Origin of the sequence: Spirulina subsalsa PCC 9445 (assembly GCF_000314005.1) — a bacterium.
Lineage (GTDB): Bacteria > Cyanobacteriota > Cyanobacteriia > Cyanobacteriales > Spirulinaceae > Spirulina_A > Spirulina_A subsalsa.
Map to the genome: position 1 here is coordinate 4300136 of NZ_JH980292.1, position 15054 is coordinate 4315189.

General features: G+C 48.9%; 15 protein-coding genes, 1 tRNA gene and 1 pseudogene. 13 read left to right on the top strand and 4 right to left on the bottom strand.

What is annotated here, in order from left to right; translation table 11 throughout:
• The first annotated feature begins 29 nt into the window (after window positions 1–29).
• From SPI9445_RS0119640 to SPI9445_RS0119655, 4 genes are all read left to right on the top strand, one after another.
• Window positions 30–680 carry a DUF3318 domain-containing protein gene (locus SPI9445_RS0119640; RefSeq protein ID WP_026079952.1) on the top strand — a complete coding sequence of 217 codons (651 nt, stop codon included), beginning with the start codon at window positions 30–32 and terminating at the stop codon, window positions 678–680.
• Between the two features lie 7 nt (window positions 681–687).
• The gene (locus tag SPI9445_RS31735; RefSeq protein ID WP_272943243.1) at window positions 688–819 is read left to right on the top strand and encodes a hypothetical protein; all 132 of its coding nucleotides are present in this window, start codon (window positions 688–690) and stop codon (window positions 817–819) included.
• An 88-nt stretch (window positions 820–907) separates the two neighbouring features.
• Window positions 908–1672 carry a 16S rRNA (uracil(1498)-N(3))-methyltransferase gene (locus tag SPI9445_RS0119650; RefSeq protein WP_017306495.1) on the top strand — a complete coding sequence of 255 codons (765 nt, stop codon included), beginning with the start codon at window positions 908–910 and terminating at the stop codon, window positions 1670–1672.
• 325 nt (window positions 1673–1997) lie between these two features.
• Entirely contained in the window at window positions 1998–2630 is a 633-nt protein-coding gene (locus SPI9445_RS0119655) for a PEP-CTERM sorting domain-containing protein (RefSeq protein WP_017306496.1), read from the top strand.
• Between the two features lie 304 nt (window positions 2631–2934).
• Here the strand turns inward: SPI9445_RS0119655 and SPI9445_RS0119660 are convergent, their stop codons facing one another.
• Window positions 2935–4155: a hypothetical protein gene (locus tag SPI9445_RS0119660; RefSeq protein ID WP_017306497.1), complete on the bottom strand. Its 1221-nt coding sequence runs from the start codon at window positions 4153–4155 to the stop codon at window positions 2935–2937.
• 146 nt (window positions 4156–4301) lie between these two features.
• Between SPI9445_RS0119660 and SPI9445_RS0119665 the strand changes: the two genes are divergently transcribed.
• The 4 genes and pseudogenes from SPI9445_RS0119665 to SPI9445_RS0119685 form a co-directional block, all read left to right on the top strand.
• A complete protein-coding gene (locus SPI9445_RS0119665; protein WP_017306498.1) occupies window positions 4302–4928 on the top strand; it encodes a precorrin-8X methylmutase in 627 nt (208 codons plus the stop codon).
• A 207-nt stretch (window positions 4929–5135) separates the two neighbouring features.
• The gene (gene ndhO / locus SPI9445_RS0119675) at window positions 5136–5354 is read left to right on the top strand and encodes an NAD(P)H-quinone oxidoreductase subunit O (protein WP_017306500.1); all 219 of its coding nucleotides are present in this window, start codon (window positions 5136–5138) and stop codon (window positions 5352–5354) included.
• A 146-nt stretch (window positions 5355–5500) separates the two neighbouring features.
• Window positions 5501–6478, top strand: a complete 978-nt coding sequence (mdh, locus tag SPI9445_RS0119680) for a malate dehydrogenase (RefSeq protein ID WP_017306501.1) — start codon at window positions 5501–5503, stop codon at window positions 6476–6478.
• A gap of 46 nt (window positions 6479–6524) precedes the next feature.
• Window positions 6525–6860: pseudogene (locus SPI9445_RS0119685) on the top strand (zinc ribbon domain-containing protein); the annotation flags it as partial.
• Between the two features lie 435 nt (window positions 6861–7295).
• On the opposite strand, the gene SPI9445_RS0119690 reads toward SPI9445_RS0119685, so the two are convergent.
• The gene (locus tag SPI9445_RS0119690) at window positions 7296–7421 is read right to left on the bottom strand and encodes a photosystem II protein Y (protein WP_017306503.1); all 126 of its coding nucleotides are present in this window, start codon (window positions 7419–7421) and stop codon (window positions 7296–7298) included.
• Window positions 7422–7615: 194 nt separating this feature from the next.
• On the opposite strand from SPI9445_RS0119690, the gene SPI9445_RS0119695 reads away from it, so the two are divergent.
• Together SPI9445_RS0119695 and SPI9445_RS0119700 are read left to right on the top strand one after the other, a co-directional pair.
• Window positions 7616–7687: transfer RNA gene (locus SPI9445_RS0119695), tRNA-Val, on the top strand.
• A gap of 390 nt (window positions 7688–8077) precedes the next feature.
• Window positions 8078–9553: a sensor histidine kinase gene (locus SPI9445_RS0119700; protein ID WP_017306504.1), complete on the top strand. Its 1476-nt coding sequence runs from the start codon at window positions 8078–8080 to the stop codon at window positions 9551–9553.
• Between the two features lie 147 nt (window positions 9554–9700).
• On the opposite strand, the gene SPI9445_RS0119705 is transcribed toward SPI9445_RS0119700, so the two are convergent.
• On the bottom strand, window positions 9701–10186 hold the full coding sequence (locus SPI9445_RS0119705) for a hypothetical protein (RefSeq protein ID WP_017306505.1): 486 nt from the start codon (window positions 10184–10186) through the stop codon (window positions 9701–9703).
• Window positions 10187–10220: 34 nt separating this feature from the next.
• Window positions 10221–10985, bottom strand: coding sequence for a nickel/cobalt transporter (locus SPI9445_RS0119710; protein WP_017306506.1), 765 nt, complete (start codon window positions 10983–10985; stop codon window positions 10221–10223).
• A 118-nt stretch (window positions 10986–11103) separates the two neighbouring features.
• On the opposite strand from SPI9445_RS0119710, the gene SPI9445_RS0119715 reads away from it, so the two are divergent.
• The 3 genes from SPI9445_RS0119715 (at window position 11104) to psbC (ending at window position 14906) form a co-directional block, all read left to right on the top strand.
• Window positions 11104–11775 (top strand): hypothetical protein, encoded by a 672-nt coding sequence (locus tag SPI9445_RS0119715; protein WP_026079953.1) that lies wholly within the window; start codon window positions 11104–11106, stop codon window positions 11773–11775.
• A gap of 706 nt (window positions 11776–12481) precedes the next feature.
• Window positions 12482–13540 carry a photosystem II D2 protein (photosystem q(a) protein) gene (gene psbD, locus SPI9445_RS0119720; protein WP_017306012.1) on the top strand — a complete coding sequence of 353 codons (1059 nt, stop codon included), beginning with the start codon at window positions 12482–12484 and terminating at the stop codon, window positions 13538–13540.
• The gene (gene psbC / locus SPI9445_RS0119725; RefSeq protein ID WP_017306508.1) at window positions 13524–14906 is read left to right on the top strand and encodes a photosystem II reaction center protein CP43; all 1383 of its coding nucleotides are present in this window, start codon (window positions 13524–13526) and stop codon (window positions 14904–14906) included. The genes psbD and psbC overlap by 17 nt, the downstream gene beginning before the upstream one ends.
• The last annotated feature ends 148 nt before the right edge of the window (window positions 14907–15054 follow it).

Sequence of the window (15054 nt, forward strand, 5' to 3'; positions counted from 1 at the left end):
TATATAGAGTTTTTTAAAGACGCGAATCTATGACATCCTATGCTGCCGCTTCTGCAAGAGCAGAAATGAGTGAACTCCGTCGTCTGAAAAGTCTTCTCCCCCCGGAATTACAAAGTTGGGTGATGGTGGAAGCTGCCACAGATGTAAACCCTCCCCTTATTCGCTGTGAAGAAATTGGGCGAGACGAAATTGAGATTCAGGTGGATCTCGCCAAGTGGGACAATTTAGCCATCGACCAGCGAAACTTGATGTTTTGGCACGAAGTCGGACGCATTCAAAATGACACCATCCCTCGGGAAGGTTGGGAAATGGCTGCCCTGGCCATTGGTTTAGGGGGTGCTGTGGGGGAATTGTGGGTGCAAGATGGTCTGTTGTTATTATTAGCCTTAGCCTTGTGTGGGGTTTCGGGATTCCGTCTCTGGCAGAAAAACAACGGGGAAAAACGGTTAGCGGAAAGTCTAGAAGCGGATGAGAAGGCGATCGCACTGGCCACCCGTTTTGGTTATACTCTCCCCAATGCCTACAAGAGTCTGGGCAGTGCCTTAAAGACTTTAATTGAACAAACCCCCAATCGCCGCGCCCGGAAGCAGTACGAAACCCGTTTACAAGCCTTACGGCGCAGTGCTTCTAAGGCGAAAGCAAAAATGGAGCAAGATAAAGAAAACCGCCCTGTGATCTAGTTAGGGCTTGCCGAATCAGTCCGAGAGTTGGGGAGTCGGGAATCGGGAATCGGGAGTCGGGAGTCGGGAGTCGGGAGTCGGGAGTCCGGGAACTCTCCCCCCCTGTTCCCTGTTCCCTGTTCCCCGTTCCCTAAAATAAAAGAGTTTTGGCTATTCACTACCCACTATTCCCCCTCTCCCTGTTCCCTTGATCAATTATCAATTCCCACCTCCCATTTCCCAATCCCTTGGCTAATCGTTCTCAATTACAACGACTCACGATTACCCCCTCACAACGTCAAGGGGAGCAAATCCGCTTAACCTCAGAACAAGAGCATTATTTATTACGGGTTTTACGCTTAGGGAAAGGCGATCGCTTTATTGCCCTATTGACTGGAGAGGGAGAAGCTTGGATTGCCGAAATTACCCAGGAGGGGGCGATTCTCACCCAACCCCTAGCAGGGAGTGGGGAATTGCCTGTGGCCGTGAGTTTGATGGTAGCCTTACCCAAGGGGAATGGCTTTGAAGAGATTGTGCGCTGTTGTACTGAGTTGGGAGTGGTGCAGTTTATTCCGGTTATAAGCGATCGCACCCTCCTGAAGCCCAGCGTTCAAAAAGTCACACGCTGGCGCAAAATCGCCCAAGAAGCCGCCGAACAATCCGAACGGCTGATCATTCCCACCCTATTAGATCCCCTGCCCTTAAACGCAGCCCTCAGCCAATTAGATTTAACCGCCAAACTCAGCTACTGGGCTTTAGCACGGGGGGCTAATGAGCATTTACTGCACCACTTAATCCACAATCCCTCAAGCCAATCCACCCCCGAAATTATCCTAGCCACCGGCCCAGAAGGCGGCTGGACAGCTTCAGAAGTCACCCAAGCCCGAGAAAAGGGGTTTCAGGTCATTTCCCTCGGGGAACGCATCCTCCGCGCCGTTACAGCCCCCATAGTAGCCGTTTCCCTCCTAGCCGCTTGGTCTGAACAAGGAAAAAACCAATCCCCAAACCCGTAGGTTAGGCACAGGAAAAGTGCAACCCAACACCCCCACTTAAACCCGTAGGTTAGGCACAGGAAAAGTGCAACCCAACAACAGATAAAATTCTAAAAAGATGAAAACCAAAACCATCTAGCCCTAGCACCCGTTTCAAGAAATAGCTGTGATTAGAAAAACATTCAACTCAGATCAAAGATCACAGGCAATCAAAATATAAGAGTCATTTCTGAATTGCCCCTAGGACAGAAACTACAGACAATCTTAACAGTTCTTAATAGTCCAACTAAATTGAATAAAGCGGCTATAATAGAAGCGAAAAACTAAATATTTTGGAACATAAATCATGAAAAATCTAGTTAAGTTTGTCATGACAGCAGGGGCAGCACTGACCCTATTTCTGCCCTCTCCCGTCCAAGCCTTCACCAGAAGCTACACCTTTGAATTAATCAACATCACAGGACCTTTATCCGGAGAAAAAATTGGTGGGTCGTTTAGTTTTGATGCAACAAATATGAGGGGAGAAGGTCGGGAGAGTACTTCCGTCAGGTGTCTTGGAGATTGCTCGTATAATTCACATGAATTTGATGGGCAATTGAGCTTTTCTTTCGACTTTTTTGGTACGACTTACACCGAAGAGCAGGAAATGTTCAATATGCCTATTGTATATTTCTTAGATGGCGTTCCCACAAGAATCTATTACCGAAAAGCCGACAGGAGCGACATGATTCCTCATTTTCGATTTAGCGCTCAAGGGGGAACCGATGCCCAAGGGAATACACTGCCCCTTCGGATGTTTGAGTATCATTTACCTTGGCCTGATTACGGCATGGGGAATGCCAGTATTATGTTTACCGAAGACAATGGTAAACGCTCTTACAGTTCCGATATTAATATTCCTGAACCCGGTGTAATCCTTGGACTGGTAACGGTGGGTTTATTGGGAATTGCGACCAAAAAAAATTCCCACACTTCTTAAACTTCCCCCTCTCCTATAACAAATAGGGAAATATTTTAACAAACAGTAATTCTGACCGAAAAACGGCTAAATGAGACTCCAATCAGTCAAGTAGAGAGGGTCTGCTGAATATCCCCCTAAGCACTGTTAATAGGGCTTTGGGCTGTTTTAATAGCGAGAAACTACAAGGTTTTAGGGATAAATCATCAAAAAGGCTTGCCTTTTTCCGATTCCCCCTGTTCCCTAGCCCCACGAGTAGAGTTATTCAGCAAGCCCTAGAGACAAAATCAAACACCAAAACGGGTGAGCCAAAAAGACGGATTTCCTAATTGCCAAAAAATAAAGACACATTAGAACTCATCACCCCAACCCTTGTTTCATTCCCTACCCTCACCGGAGTAAACACGACCTGCCAGACCGAATTTCCCTTTTCGAGGTAATACACCCCATCTTGTTTAAAATCATTAGACACCTCTTTCTCGACGAAGTTTCTCGCCTTTAAACGGGCAATGACCCGTTGCTCAAAAGCCTCCTGAGAAAGACCACTAGACCCCGGCAAACGTCCCCTTAAGGTTTGCCCTGACCCTAAACTAGGATCTACTAAATCAGACTCTTGGAAATTTTCTAACCCTAACTCCTGTTGTAACGCCAGAAAAATCTGTTCAAACTCGCTTTCTTCTGGGGAGAGATTTTCTAAATTTCTTAAACGGGCGAGTTCTGTCTCTGCAATGGGTTGAGACAGTAATAAAATCACGGTTTTATCTTGAACTTTCAGTAAATGTAAAAAACGTGGCTGACTATTGCCCTTAGACACCTGATAAATTTCCACCATGCCCGAACTTTGGGGCATTTTTTGCGGTTCATTAAAGCCCGCCTTAGTAATATTCTTTTGATACCAGTTCGCCACGTTTTCCAGTGAATCTGACGTATGAAATGCCCCTTGTTCAAATTCTGCCGAGAGGAGATTTAAGGCACCCCGTTGACAGGTGAAACTGTCGCAATAGTTGGGAAAGTCAGCAAAGGGATCTCTTGTATCTAATCCTTGGGGATTATTGCGATTCTCCCCTTGTCTTCCCCCCAAGGGACTGGAGAAAGGGCTGGGGGTGACTTGGGGGGTGGGAGAAGGTCGAGGGCTGGGGGTGACTTGAGGAGTGGGAGAAGGTCGAGGGGTGGGAGTGGGTTGAGGAAAGGGGGGAATCTCAAACCTTGGACTAGGAAGATTCAAGGGGGGAGGAGTCCAACTGGGGAGACTGGGGGAGGGTTCCGGTTGGGGGGTGGGTGCAAGGTCAGGGAGGGAGGGGGTTTCTGGTTCGGGAATGGGGGGAACATCGACCCCACGGGAGGGCAGTTGGGTAATTTTAATCAGGTCTTCGTCGTTGATTTTCGCTTCGGTTTGGGGGGAGTCTTCCTGAAGCGGGAGGAATAAAATCCCACCATGTAGACCCAAGGAAATGAGCAACATCGGCCGCCACAGGAAACGCAGCCAGGGGGGGGCGGTGAGTTTAGAGGAGGAGGCAGGAATATCTGTGGCAGCGTTCTCAAACATGGAACAGAAAGGGGGGGTGTCGGCGCTCTGTTGTTTTAGACCCCGAAGAATCTGGAGTTGTTTCCTGTTTTAACATATTTGTTGGAAACTCTGGATATACCATAGAAGGCGGTACAATATACGTCCTAATCATTTGAGTATTAACAATGGAGTGGCACACAACCGACGCGCAAAGTTTGGCAATTATTGATCAGGAGATTGGTGAACATATTTTCGCCCCGGCAGAGTATGAACTTGTGCGTCGTGTCATCTATGAGACGGCGGATTTTGAGTATAAGTCTTTGATTCGCTTTTCGGAGCGATCGCTACAAGCGGGGGCGGCGGCCTTGGCTGCCCGGAGTACCATTGTGGTAGATGTCCCAATGGTTCAGGTGGGGATTGCTTTAGCCCTTCAAGAAACCTTCGCCAATCCGGTCTATTGTAGTCTAGAAACTATTACCCGCCCCCAAAAGGAAAAAACCCAAGCGGCTTGGGGAATTCAGACCTTAGCGCGTCGCTATCCCGAGGGAATTTTTGTCATTGGTCAGTCCCAAACGGCTTTAACGGCTTTGGTAGAGTTGATTGAGTCGGAGGAAATTCGCCCCGCTTTGGTGGTTGGCACTCCGGCGGGTTTTGTGGGGGCAGATGTGGCCAAGGAACGGTTACAGGATTCTATGATTCCCAATATTCGCATCAATGGCCGCAAGGGGAGCGCTGTGGTGGCGGTGGCCTTGATGAATGGTTTGGTTGATTTGGCTTGGGAGGCCTACGGTAAGCCGAATTCAGAGTTTTAGCTAGGGCTTAGGGGAGCATCGGGAGGATGTCCAGAAGCGCTAATCCTAGCATTCCTAGCCAACGAAGCTCCCGGCAGAATCTTTGATTTGCCGGGAGAGAACGTCAAGGAACAACAAATTGATCTCTTCCGCGCCTAATGGCTTCTTGACCCCCAAAATCTTTGGTAAGCTGGAAAACATTATTAAGACTTCACCCCAGAATCGATTATGGCAGGAAAAATAAAAAAGGGTTCTTTAGTTCACGCTGTTCGGGAAAAATTAGAAGCTAGTGTAGAGGCGACGGCGAGTGATGCTCGTTTCCCCCCCTACTTGTTTGAAAGCAAAGGGGAAGTTGTGGAAATGGAGGGAGACTACGCTTTTGTTAAATTCTACGTTCCCACACCCGGAATGTGGTTGCGTTTGGATCAACTGGAATTAGCGGAATAACCCGCCCCCTTTCCCCTCCATAACAGTGTGAATGAACTCACTCCCTGCGTCCTTGGGGGATGATGCACCCAAGACGGAACGAAAGGTTCTGTCTCCAAGGGAAGTATCTCCTCAAGGAACGTCATTTTCCACTTATAGGAGGTTTCATGACACCTGTATCCCCTGCAATCGGGCCACAAAAACCCGCTCGCGTCACAGTTGTTGGAGCAGGAAAGGTGGGTAGCACCTTAGCTCAACGGATTTTAGAGAAAAATATCGCCAATGTTGTTTTACTGGATGTGGTGGACGGATTACCCCAAGGGGTGGCACTGGATCTATTAGAAGCACGAGGTTTGGAAGATCATGATGGGTTTATTCTGGGGACGAATGACTATCAAGACACGGCAAACTCCGACATTGTGGTAGTCACGGCCGGTCGTCCTCGCACACCGGGGATGGATCGTAATGATTTAATTAATATCAATGCGTCCATTATTGCCCAATCGGTTAAATCGGCGATCGCCCATTCCCCCAATGCCATTTTAATCCTTGTGACCAATCCCTTGGATGTCATGACCTATGTGGCCTGGCAAGTCACCCAGTTACCGACGACCCGAGTTATGGGCATGGCCGGGGTGTTAGACTCCGCTCGTCTTCAGACCTTCATCGCCATGGAATTAGGGGTGGCGATCGCGGATGTTCATGCCATGGTTCTCGGTGGTCATGGCGACTTGATGGTTCCCCTACCCAATTACTGCACCGTGCGGGGTGTTCCCATCACTGAACTGTTAGATCAACCCACCATTGACCGCTTGATTGAACGCACCCGCAACGGTGGCGCGGAATTAGTCAAACTGTTTAAAACAGGTGGGGCCTACTACGCCCCAGCTTCCTCAGTCTGTCGTATGGTAGAAGCCATCCTGCATAATCAGTCCCGTCTCCTCCCCACGGCCGCCTACTTACAAGGGGAATACGGCCTCAATGATGTGTTTGTCGGCGTTCCCTGTCGTTTAGGAGCCAATGGAGTTGAACAAATCCTAGAACTCAAACTCTCCGACGCAGAATTAGAAGCGTTGCACACCTCCGCCGAGTCGGTGCGCGCTAATAACAAAATCGCCCTAGAAGCACTACACGCTACCGTGTAGGTGTCTGTGCCCTCTCCCGTCTTCGGCTGGAGATAGCAGACGGGAGGGTTTTCTAGAGGTCTTAAAGCACGTGGCTTGGAAACGAGATGTTTATTTTGAGAAAGTTGATGCTAATTTCACTAGCCAAATTTGTCCGAATTGTGGTGTAGTGACTGGTAAGAAAGACTTGTCTCAACGAGTGCATAAATGTTCTCATTGTGGGTTTGTAACGGATAGGGACGTTGCTGCGGCGATGGTTGTTGAGCAACGTGGACTTGCAGCCCTTGGACTGGGGGTCAAGCTGCCTGTAGAGGAAGAGGTTATTGCTACGCAACGCTTCGCGAACGGGGATGTCCCTAAAAAGACATCTAGAGCCTCCCGTAGAAGCAGGAAAGCCTCATAGTAATATGGGGAAGCCCGCACCACCCCTAGGGTCGGTGTCGGGAGGATGTCACATTATGAAACCATTACCATCAGCAATGGCGGGAGTATGTTAATGGTGGCCACCAGTGGAACGGCTGTCCGCTATCGATAACGCGCCGTCATTCACCAACGGACAGGAAAAACAAGCAGGAGGACGTTGTAGTTCCTCCTGCTCGTTTGCTTAAAGCCTATCAAAAATTAATCCACTAGGTAGGGTCTGCTGAATATCCCTCTAAGCAGTGTTACTAGGACTTTTAGCTGTTTTAAGAGCGAGAAACTGCAAGGTTTTAGGAATAAATAATCAAAAAGGCTTGCCTTTTTTCGACCCCCTTCCTGTTCCCCGTTCCCCGTTCCCTGTTCCCTAGCCCCACGAGTAGAGTTATATTGCTACGCAACGCTTCGCGAACAGCAAGCCCTAGGTATTTTTATTTAAGAAAGATTGAACTTGACCCAGAGCAGCCGCAAAGATATTAAAACCTGCCCAGCCTGCTGCGATTAACAGGGGTCCGAGTACAACCACTAACCGCCAATCGAAATCCATATTTCACATCCTCCCTTGATCAATATTTTAAATTATCTTAATCTTTCTCATTTTTCCCCCATCTTGTCAAGCTCCAATAACTCATCAGAGGCGAACAACTCCGCCCACAAGGGGATGGAGAATTCCCAGCCAATTTATTCAACGGGGGGAGGGGCTTGCATTTTCCCAGACAAGGGGGTATAATAGGAGATCGCGGGCGATTAGCACAGGGGTAGCGCACTTCCTTCACACGGAAGGGGTCACTGGTTCAAATCCAGTATCGCCCATTTTGATTAAACCCTTACCATATATAGAGTTTATGGGTTTAGGCAATCTTGACAAGTTAAGGCTCAACGTTAGAAGTCAAGGGAACAGGGAACAGGGGGGAGTTATTCAGCAAGCCCTACCTAAAAAAGTCATTGATTGCTTAATAAAACCAGTCCAATTGCGTTAGCCGTGTTAAGAGGGAGAAACGGCAAGGTTTTAGGGATAAAGAATCAAAAAGGCAAGCCTTTTTCTGACTCCCCCTGTTTCCCGTTCCCCACCCGGAGCAGACCCTAATAGTGACTTGGTGGGTATTGCGACGAATTGGTTCGGTTCTACCCCTAGGGATACTCTACAGAAACCGTTACCATCAAGGATGAGAGACGAGTGCAACCAGAGAGGTCACAAGTGCAATGGGATTGTCTAATTGGGTGTTACCCACCCTCTACCAAGTTTTAGCGACACATAACCCGGATTCTGCTAGGCCGGGAGGGGCAAAATCATCCGGTGGGTCGGCTTTTAAAGCCGAGGGAGAATGGTATGGTGCGATCGCCGCCCTCCATCAAATCCTGCGCAACCTAACAGAAACGAGCCCCCATTCTTGTGTGGGGGTTGTTTTATCCGGTTGCGCCCCCATAGTTAGCGACTCCCAACTCCTCTCTCGTTTACAAACGGGTATTTTTACCCCGAAAGCCTTCCAAGATTTAGCCTCTCATCAGTTCCAACTCCCGGCCGCTCCGGGGGACGTAGCTCCGGTGGTTTTACCCACCTTAGTTGAATATTCCCTCCTCCCCACCGATCCCCTCGTAGACGAACAATTTTGTCTCGTCCTCACCGCAGAATTTGGGCTAGTCTTGGCCTTGGGAGAAACCCCCAGCGGAGACAGTCACTTTCAATTCTCCTTTGATCCTCACGTCATCCATCAAGCTTGGCAAGCCCTGCGATCGCGCCTTCTGCTGACCAGTCCCCAACACATTCACCCCCTCGACCATCTCCTAGGGGACTTTATCCCTCCCATCCCTGACTATCGACTGGTGACACAATTTAGCCATCACCTACTTCAGCACCTGCCAGACTTTAGCACCCTCGCTCAACGGTGTCCCTTCCCGAACACAGAACGCAGTGAAAGCAAACTCAACCTCGACCTTCCCCAATCCACCCCAGACCCCCCTGCTCCCCCTACCAAAGGTCAGGGGATTTCTGAACTGGAAATCCTACAAGCCTTAACCCATGAGGTACGCACCCCCTTAACAACCATTCGGATGCTCACCCGTTTGTTACTCAAAAAACGGCAACACCTCGGGGACGAAGTAACCAAACGTTTAGAAGTGATTGATCAAGAATGTACCGAACAAATCAACCGCATGGAATTGATTTTCCGGGCGGCCGAATTGGAAACCCAACCCCCCAATCGGGATCATTTCCATCTCATCCCCATTTCCCTCCACCAAGTCATTGAGCAGAACATCCCCCAATGGCAAAAACAAGCCAAGCGGCGTAATGTCCAGCTAGAGGTACTCTTACCGGAACAATTGCCCACCGTAATCACCAACCCCAGTATGTTAGATCAAGCGCTCACGGGCTTGATGGAGTGTTTCACCCGCACCTTACCCACCGGGGGACAATTACGGGTTAAAGTCACCACTGCCGGACATCAACTGAAACTACAATTAGTCTCGGAGAATGTTTCATTTACCAGTTCCCTAAAATCAATGGGACAGTTGTTAATGTTCCAACCCGAAACAGGCAGCATTAGCCTTAATTTAGATGTAACGAAAAATCTCTTTCAGGCTTTGGGCGGAAAATTAACCGTGCGACAACGCCCCCAACAAGGGGAAGTGTTGACCATTTTCCTCCCCTTGGGGGGCGCAGTGCGTTCTTATTTGTAACCGACTCTCGATTAGAAACCGGGTTTTTGTTCGGGTTTACCGAGAAAACGAGACAATAAACGCAACCCGGTTTCTAGCTAAAGTTGAGATCAAGAAACTAGGTTGCGTTATCCCTGAAGTGGGGGCCTCGGGAGCAGCAGAATTCTCTTAAAACCAGCGTTTTAATGGATTACCCACTACTTGGGCAATAAAACCAATGGTTAGGGCGAAGATAACCACGACTAACTGATTGGCAAATTGGGGAACGTGATGATGGGGGATGTGATAATCCAGATGACTAATTGCATTGATTTCAATGCCATCTGAACTCACGGGAATGGTTAATAGATCCCAGTGATTATCTTCCCCAATTTCAACGGACCAAATGCCGGGGATATTATAATCCGGTTCAAAGCGAAAACGTCCTTGTTGATCGGTGAAAGCTTGGAGCGTTTCTAAACCGGAGTCACTGGGAGGATGGATTAGGACATCGGCGTTTTCAAAAGGTTCTTCTGTGCTAAAGAGGGCGTGAATTTCTAGGGCTTGATCTTGCAACTCATAGAAGGTTTCCAGACTATGGGCTAAGGCCTGAGTCGGGAAACTGAACAAACTCATGAGGAGCAATAAAACAATGAACAGGGATTTGAATTTCATGGGTAAATCCTCGAACAAAGGTGGACAATTCGGGTTAGAGTAGCGATGTGCTAGAAACCCATGTTAGACCAAGACCAATAACCACGACAACACAAGCACTGGCCACGGATAAACGGCGAGAGATTTCCTGAGTTTGAGGAAATTTTTCCAGCCATTGCCGAGCATAAACGGCGATTAATCCTAATAGGACTAACACTAACGCTAATCCAAGACTAAAGCCTGTGACTAAAAATAAGCCGTAGACAATCTGATGTAGTGCGATCGCCCCCAATAACATCACCATAGCTGAAGGACAAGGCACTAAGCCCCCAGCAATCCCCAGTTTCACTAAGTCAGAGAGCGTATGGGATGAGTGATCATGGTGATGATCAGGATGATCATGATGATGATCATGATGGTGATGATCATGACTCTGGGATTGTAGCCGTTTGCGTACTAAACCGACCCCCACCAGACAAATCATTATCCCACTCAGTACACTTAAAACCGGATATAACTGTTCGGGTAGGATGTACTGGGAGGCAAAAAGTGCGATCGCCCCCAACAAAAACACCCCTAGGGTATGAGTGATTGTTGTCGTCACCCCCAAGACAATGGCCTGTTGTGGGGTGCCTTGGGTGCCGATGAGATAGGCGCTGACTAATGCCTTACCATGTCCGGGAGAGAGAGCGTGAAAAGCTCCGAAACTAAATGCGATCGCCATTCCTCCCAAAATACTGCCCAGAGTCGGTTCAGCGAGGAGAAAATGGGTTAACTCTCTAGATTGAGCTAAATGAGCGAGGAGAAAAGTTGATGTCATAACCCCAAAACCGTTACAAATCTAAAACTAATGTTAAAATTATCGCAAAAATTTTCAAACGCTAGGAAATCGTGGGGTTCATTTAACCACCGCAAGGAAATATAAACTCATGATCCCAATGAAAAAAGAAGTTCTGGTTATCTTGATGTTAATGGGGGGGGTAATGGGTTGTCAGCCCTCCCCTCCAGATGCCAGGAAGGTGGTTGATTCCTCCCCAGAGATTCCCGTCACCAAACGCTTAAGGGTTTCTGTTAATCCGAACTTTACCGAAATTCAAAGTCGTTCCGTGAGTTTATTGTTACCCCCCGGTTATGAAGGAGGCGACCCGGAAGAGGATTTAGAAACCGTTGCCAGTCAATTAGAAGGGGCAGGTGAAAGATATCGTGATTTAAGTCAAGCGTTACGGGAAAGTCGCCAAGTTGTTCATTTTCTTGCCTTTGATACAGCCGAGTCTACGCAAGGATTTGTCACGACGGTTAATGTAACGGCACCGACAACTATCCCCGGCACGACTCTACAAACGTTGACGGATGCAGTGGTGGAAAATTTCCGCCGTTTGGATTATGAGGTCACAGAACAGGAACTTCAACTCATTAATAATCAGTTGGTGGGACGGATTGTTGTGCAAATTCGGGCTGGGACGAAAGAAATCACCCAGTTGGTTTATGCCCTTGAGGAAAATGATCGGTTTTGGATTGTTACTTACTCTACTCCTCGCACAGAATTTCCCCAGCGTTTAAGTGGTTTTGAACAGAGCGTCGCGAGTTTTCAGGTCTTGCCGGATTTGTAGGATTGGCTGCGGGAATCGGGAGTCGGGAGTCGGGAGTCGGGAGTCGGGAATAGTTAATAATTATCAACTCCCCCTCTCCCCTGCTCCCCTGCTCCCCTGCTCCCCCTCCCCTGTTCCCCGTTCCCTAATCAAATCCAAGTCTTAGAGATTTCTGAGGAAAAATGTGTCATTTTGTAAAATTTCTGGTAATAATATTTGAAAGCAGGTTTTCCGATCTCAGGGTTCGGTAGTCCGAAATACCTAGATTGAAAGCCTTTTACTTGACTTGGGGGCAGATTAAGAAGTATTAATTTATTAAACGGGACTCAGCCCTATGCCCCCCGGGGTCTGAATTATTTTCCCTCACCTCTGGCTGAGTAGATGTTCTGCTTCAAAGCGCATCAATCTATCGACAGAGAGAGAAGAGTGGAACAGCTAAGTCCCTTACTGTCTTCTTAGCGATAGTCTGCCTAAATCTGGGCGAATTTCGGGGCGGTGGTGTTCTAACTCCCCCAACTGACCCGACAAACTGAGGACTTTCACCTGTTGAAAGGGATCAACAGCAAAATTTTCTCAGGAAAATCGAAAATCTGGGATAATAACCAGAACCTTAAAAAAGGGAAAGTCTCCCGTCTCTCCTTCCCAAGACTAATTGAGGAATTGGGAAAAGAGATATTTAGTAAACGTAAATCTTGCATTGTTTCAGTGAAGCAAGAGGTTTTGAATTATGACAATTGCAGTCGGGCGCGTACAGCAGGAACGAGGCTGGTTTGATTCAGTCGATGACTGGCTAAAGCGCGATCGCTTCGTATTTATCGGTTGGTCTGGTTTGTTGCTCTTCCCCTGTGCTTACATGGCATTAGGCGGATGGCTCACCGGAACCACCTTCGTTACCTCCTGGTACACCCACGGACTCGCCTCCTCCTACCTTGAAGGGGCAAACTTTATCACCGTTGCGGTTTCCTCCCCCGCCGATGCCTTCGGTCACTCCCTACTCTTCCTTTGGGGACCCGAAGCCAACTGGGATTTCACCCGTTGGTGCCAAATCGGTGGCCTGTGGCCCTTCGTGGCTTTACATGGCGCATTCGGGCTGATTGGCTTCATGCTGCGTCAGTTTGAGATTGCTCGCTTAGTGGGGATTCGTCCCTATAATGCGATCGCCTTCTCCGGTCCGATTTCCGTCTTCGTCAGCGTCTTCTTAATGTACCCCTTGGGACAATCCAGTTGGTTCTTTGCCCCCAGTTTCGGGGTAGCGGGCATCTTCCGCTTTATCCTGTTCCTGCAAGGCTTCCACAACTGGACTCTGAACCCCTTCCACATGATGGGCGTAGCCGGGATTCTCGGCGGTGCGTTACTCTGTGCCATCCACGGAGCCACCGTAGAAAACACCCTGTTTGAAGACAGCGACCAAGCCAACACCTTCCGCGCCTTCAACCCCACCCAAGCCGAAGAAACCTACAGCATGGTCACAGCTAACCGTTTCTGGAGCCAAATCTTCGGGATTGCCTTCTCTAACAAACGTTGGTTACACTTCTTCATGTTGTTTGTTCCCGTAACAGGCTTGTGGATGAGTTCAGTGGGTATCGTCGGTTTAGCCTTAAACCTACGCGCCTATGACTTCGTATCCCAAGAAATCCGGGCAGCAGAAGACCCCGAATTTGAAACGTTCTACACCAAGAACATCCTATTAAACGAAGGTCTGCGAGCTTGGATGGCTCCTCAAGACCAACCCCACGAAAACTTTGAATTCCCAGAGGAGGTATTGCCTCGTGGTAACGCTCTCTAGTACAACGATCAGTAGTGGTCGCGATATTGAATCCACCGGGTTCGCCTGGTGGTCGGGCAACGCTCGCTTAATCAACCTTTCCGGTAAACTGCTGGGCGCTCATGTAGCCCACGCTGGCCTAATTGTATTCTGGGCTGGGGCAATGACCTTGTTTGAACTGTCCCACTTCACGCCCGACAAACCCATGTATGAGCAAGGGGCGATCTTACTCCCCCACCTAGCCACCCTTGGTTTAGGCGTTGGCCCTGGTGGTGAAGTCGTCGATACTTTCCCCTACTTCGTTGTGGGTGTATTACACCTCATTTCCTCCGCCGTCCTCGGTTTAGGCGGGATTTACCACGCCATCCGTGGCCCCGAAACCTTAGAAGAATATTCCGACTTCTTCGGCTATGACTGGGCCGACAAAAACCAAATGACCAACATCATCGGGTATCACCTGATTCTGTTAGGTTCTGGTGCCTTGTTGCTCGTCGCTAAAGCCATGTTCTTCGGCGGTGTCTATGACACTTGGGCTCCCGGTGGTGGTGATGTTCGGATCATTACGAACCCCACCCTAAACCCCGCCGTGATTTTTGGCTACCTGATCAACGCTCCCTTTGGTGGAGAAGGTTGGATCATCGGGGTCAACAACATGGAAGACATCATCGGCGGTCACATTTGGATTGGCTTAATCTGTATCGGTGGTGGGATTTGGCACATTCTGACCAAGCCTTTTGGCTGGGTACGTCGCGCCTTTATCTGGTCTGGTGAAGCTTATCTCTCCTACAGCTTAGGCGCTCTGTCCTTAATGGGCTTTATCGCTTCCTTCTATGTGTGGTTTAACAACACGGCGTATCCCAGCGAGTTCTACGGTCCCACCAACGCTGAAGCGTCTCAAGCTCAAGCCTTAGTGTTCTTGGCTCGTGACCAACGCTTAGGTGCTAACGTCGGTTCTGCTCAAGGCCCCACAGGTCTGGGTAAATACCTGATGCGCTCTCCCACGGGTGAGATCATCTTCGGGGGTGAAACCATGCGTTTCTGGGACTTCCGAGGCCCTTGGTTAGAACCCCTCCGTGGCCCCAATGGTTTGGATCTTGACAAAATCCAAAACGATATTCAACCTTGGCAAATTCGCCGCGCTTCTGAGTATATGACCCACGCTCCCAACGGTTCTCTGAACTCTGTGGGTGGGATCATTACTGAGCCGAACTCCTTTAACTATGTGAATCCCCGCGCTTGGTTAGGAACTTCTCACTTTGTGTTAGGGTTCTTCTTCCTTGTGGGACACCTCTGGCACTCTGGACGCGCTCGGGCGGCGGCGGCTGGTTTTGAAAAAGGCATCGACCGCGAAACTGAACCCGTACTCTTTATGGATGATATTGACTAAGGGTTTATTCCTCGGTCAATGTTAGCTTGAGTTACGAAAGAAGAGGCGACTGGAAACAGTCGCCTCTTCTGTTTGCCTGTCTGTGAGGCAAGAATCCCCCGTTGCCGCAACACTAGAAACGTTGGGGACATCAGATTGAAGCTCTCCC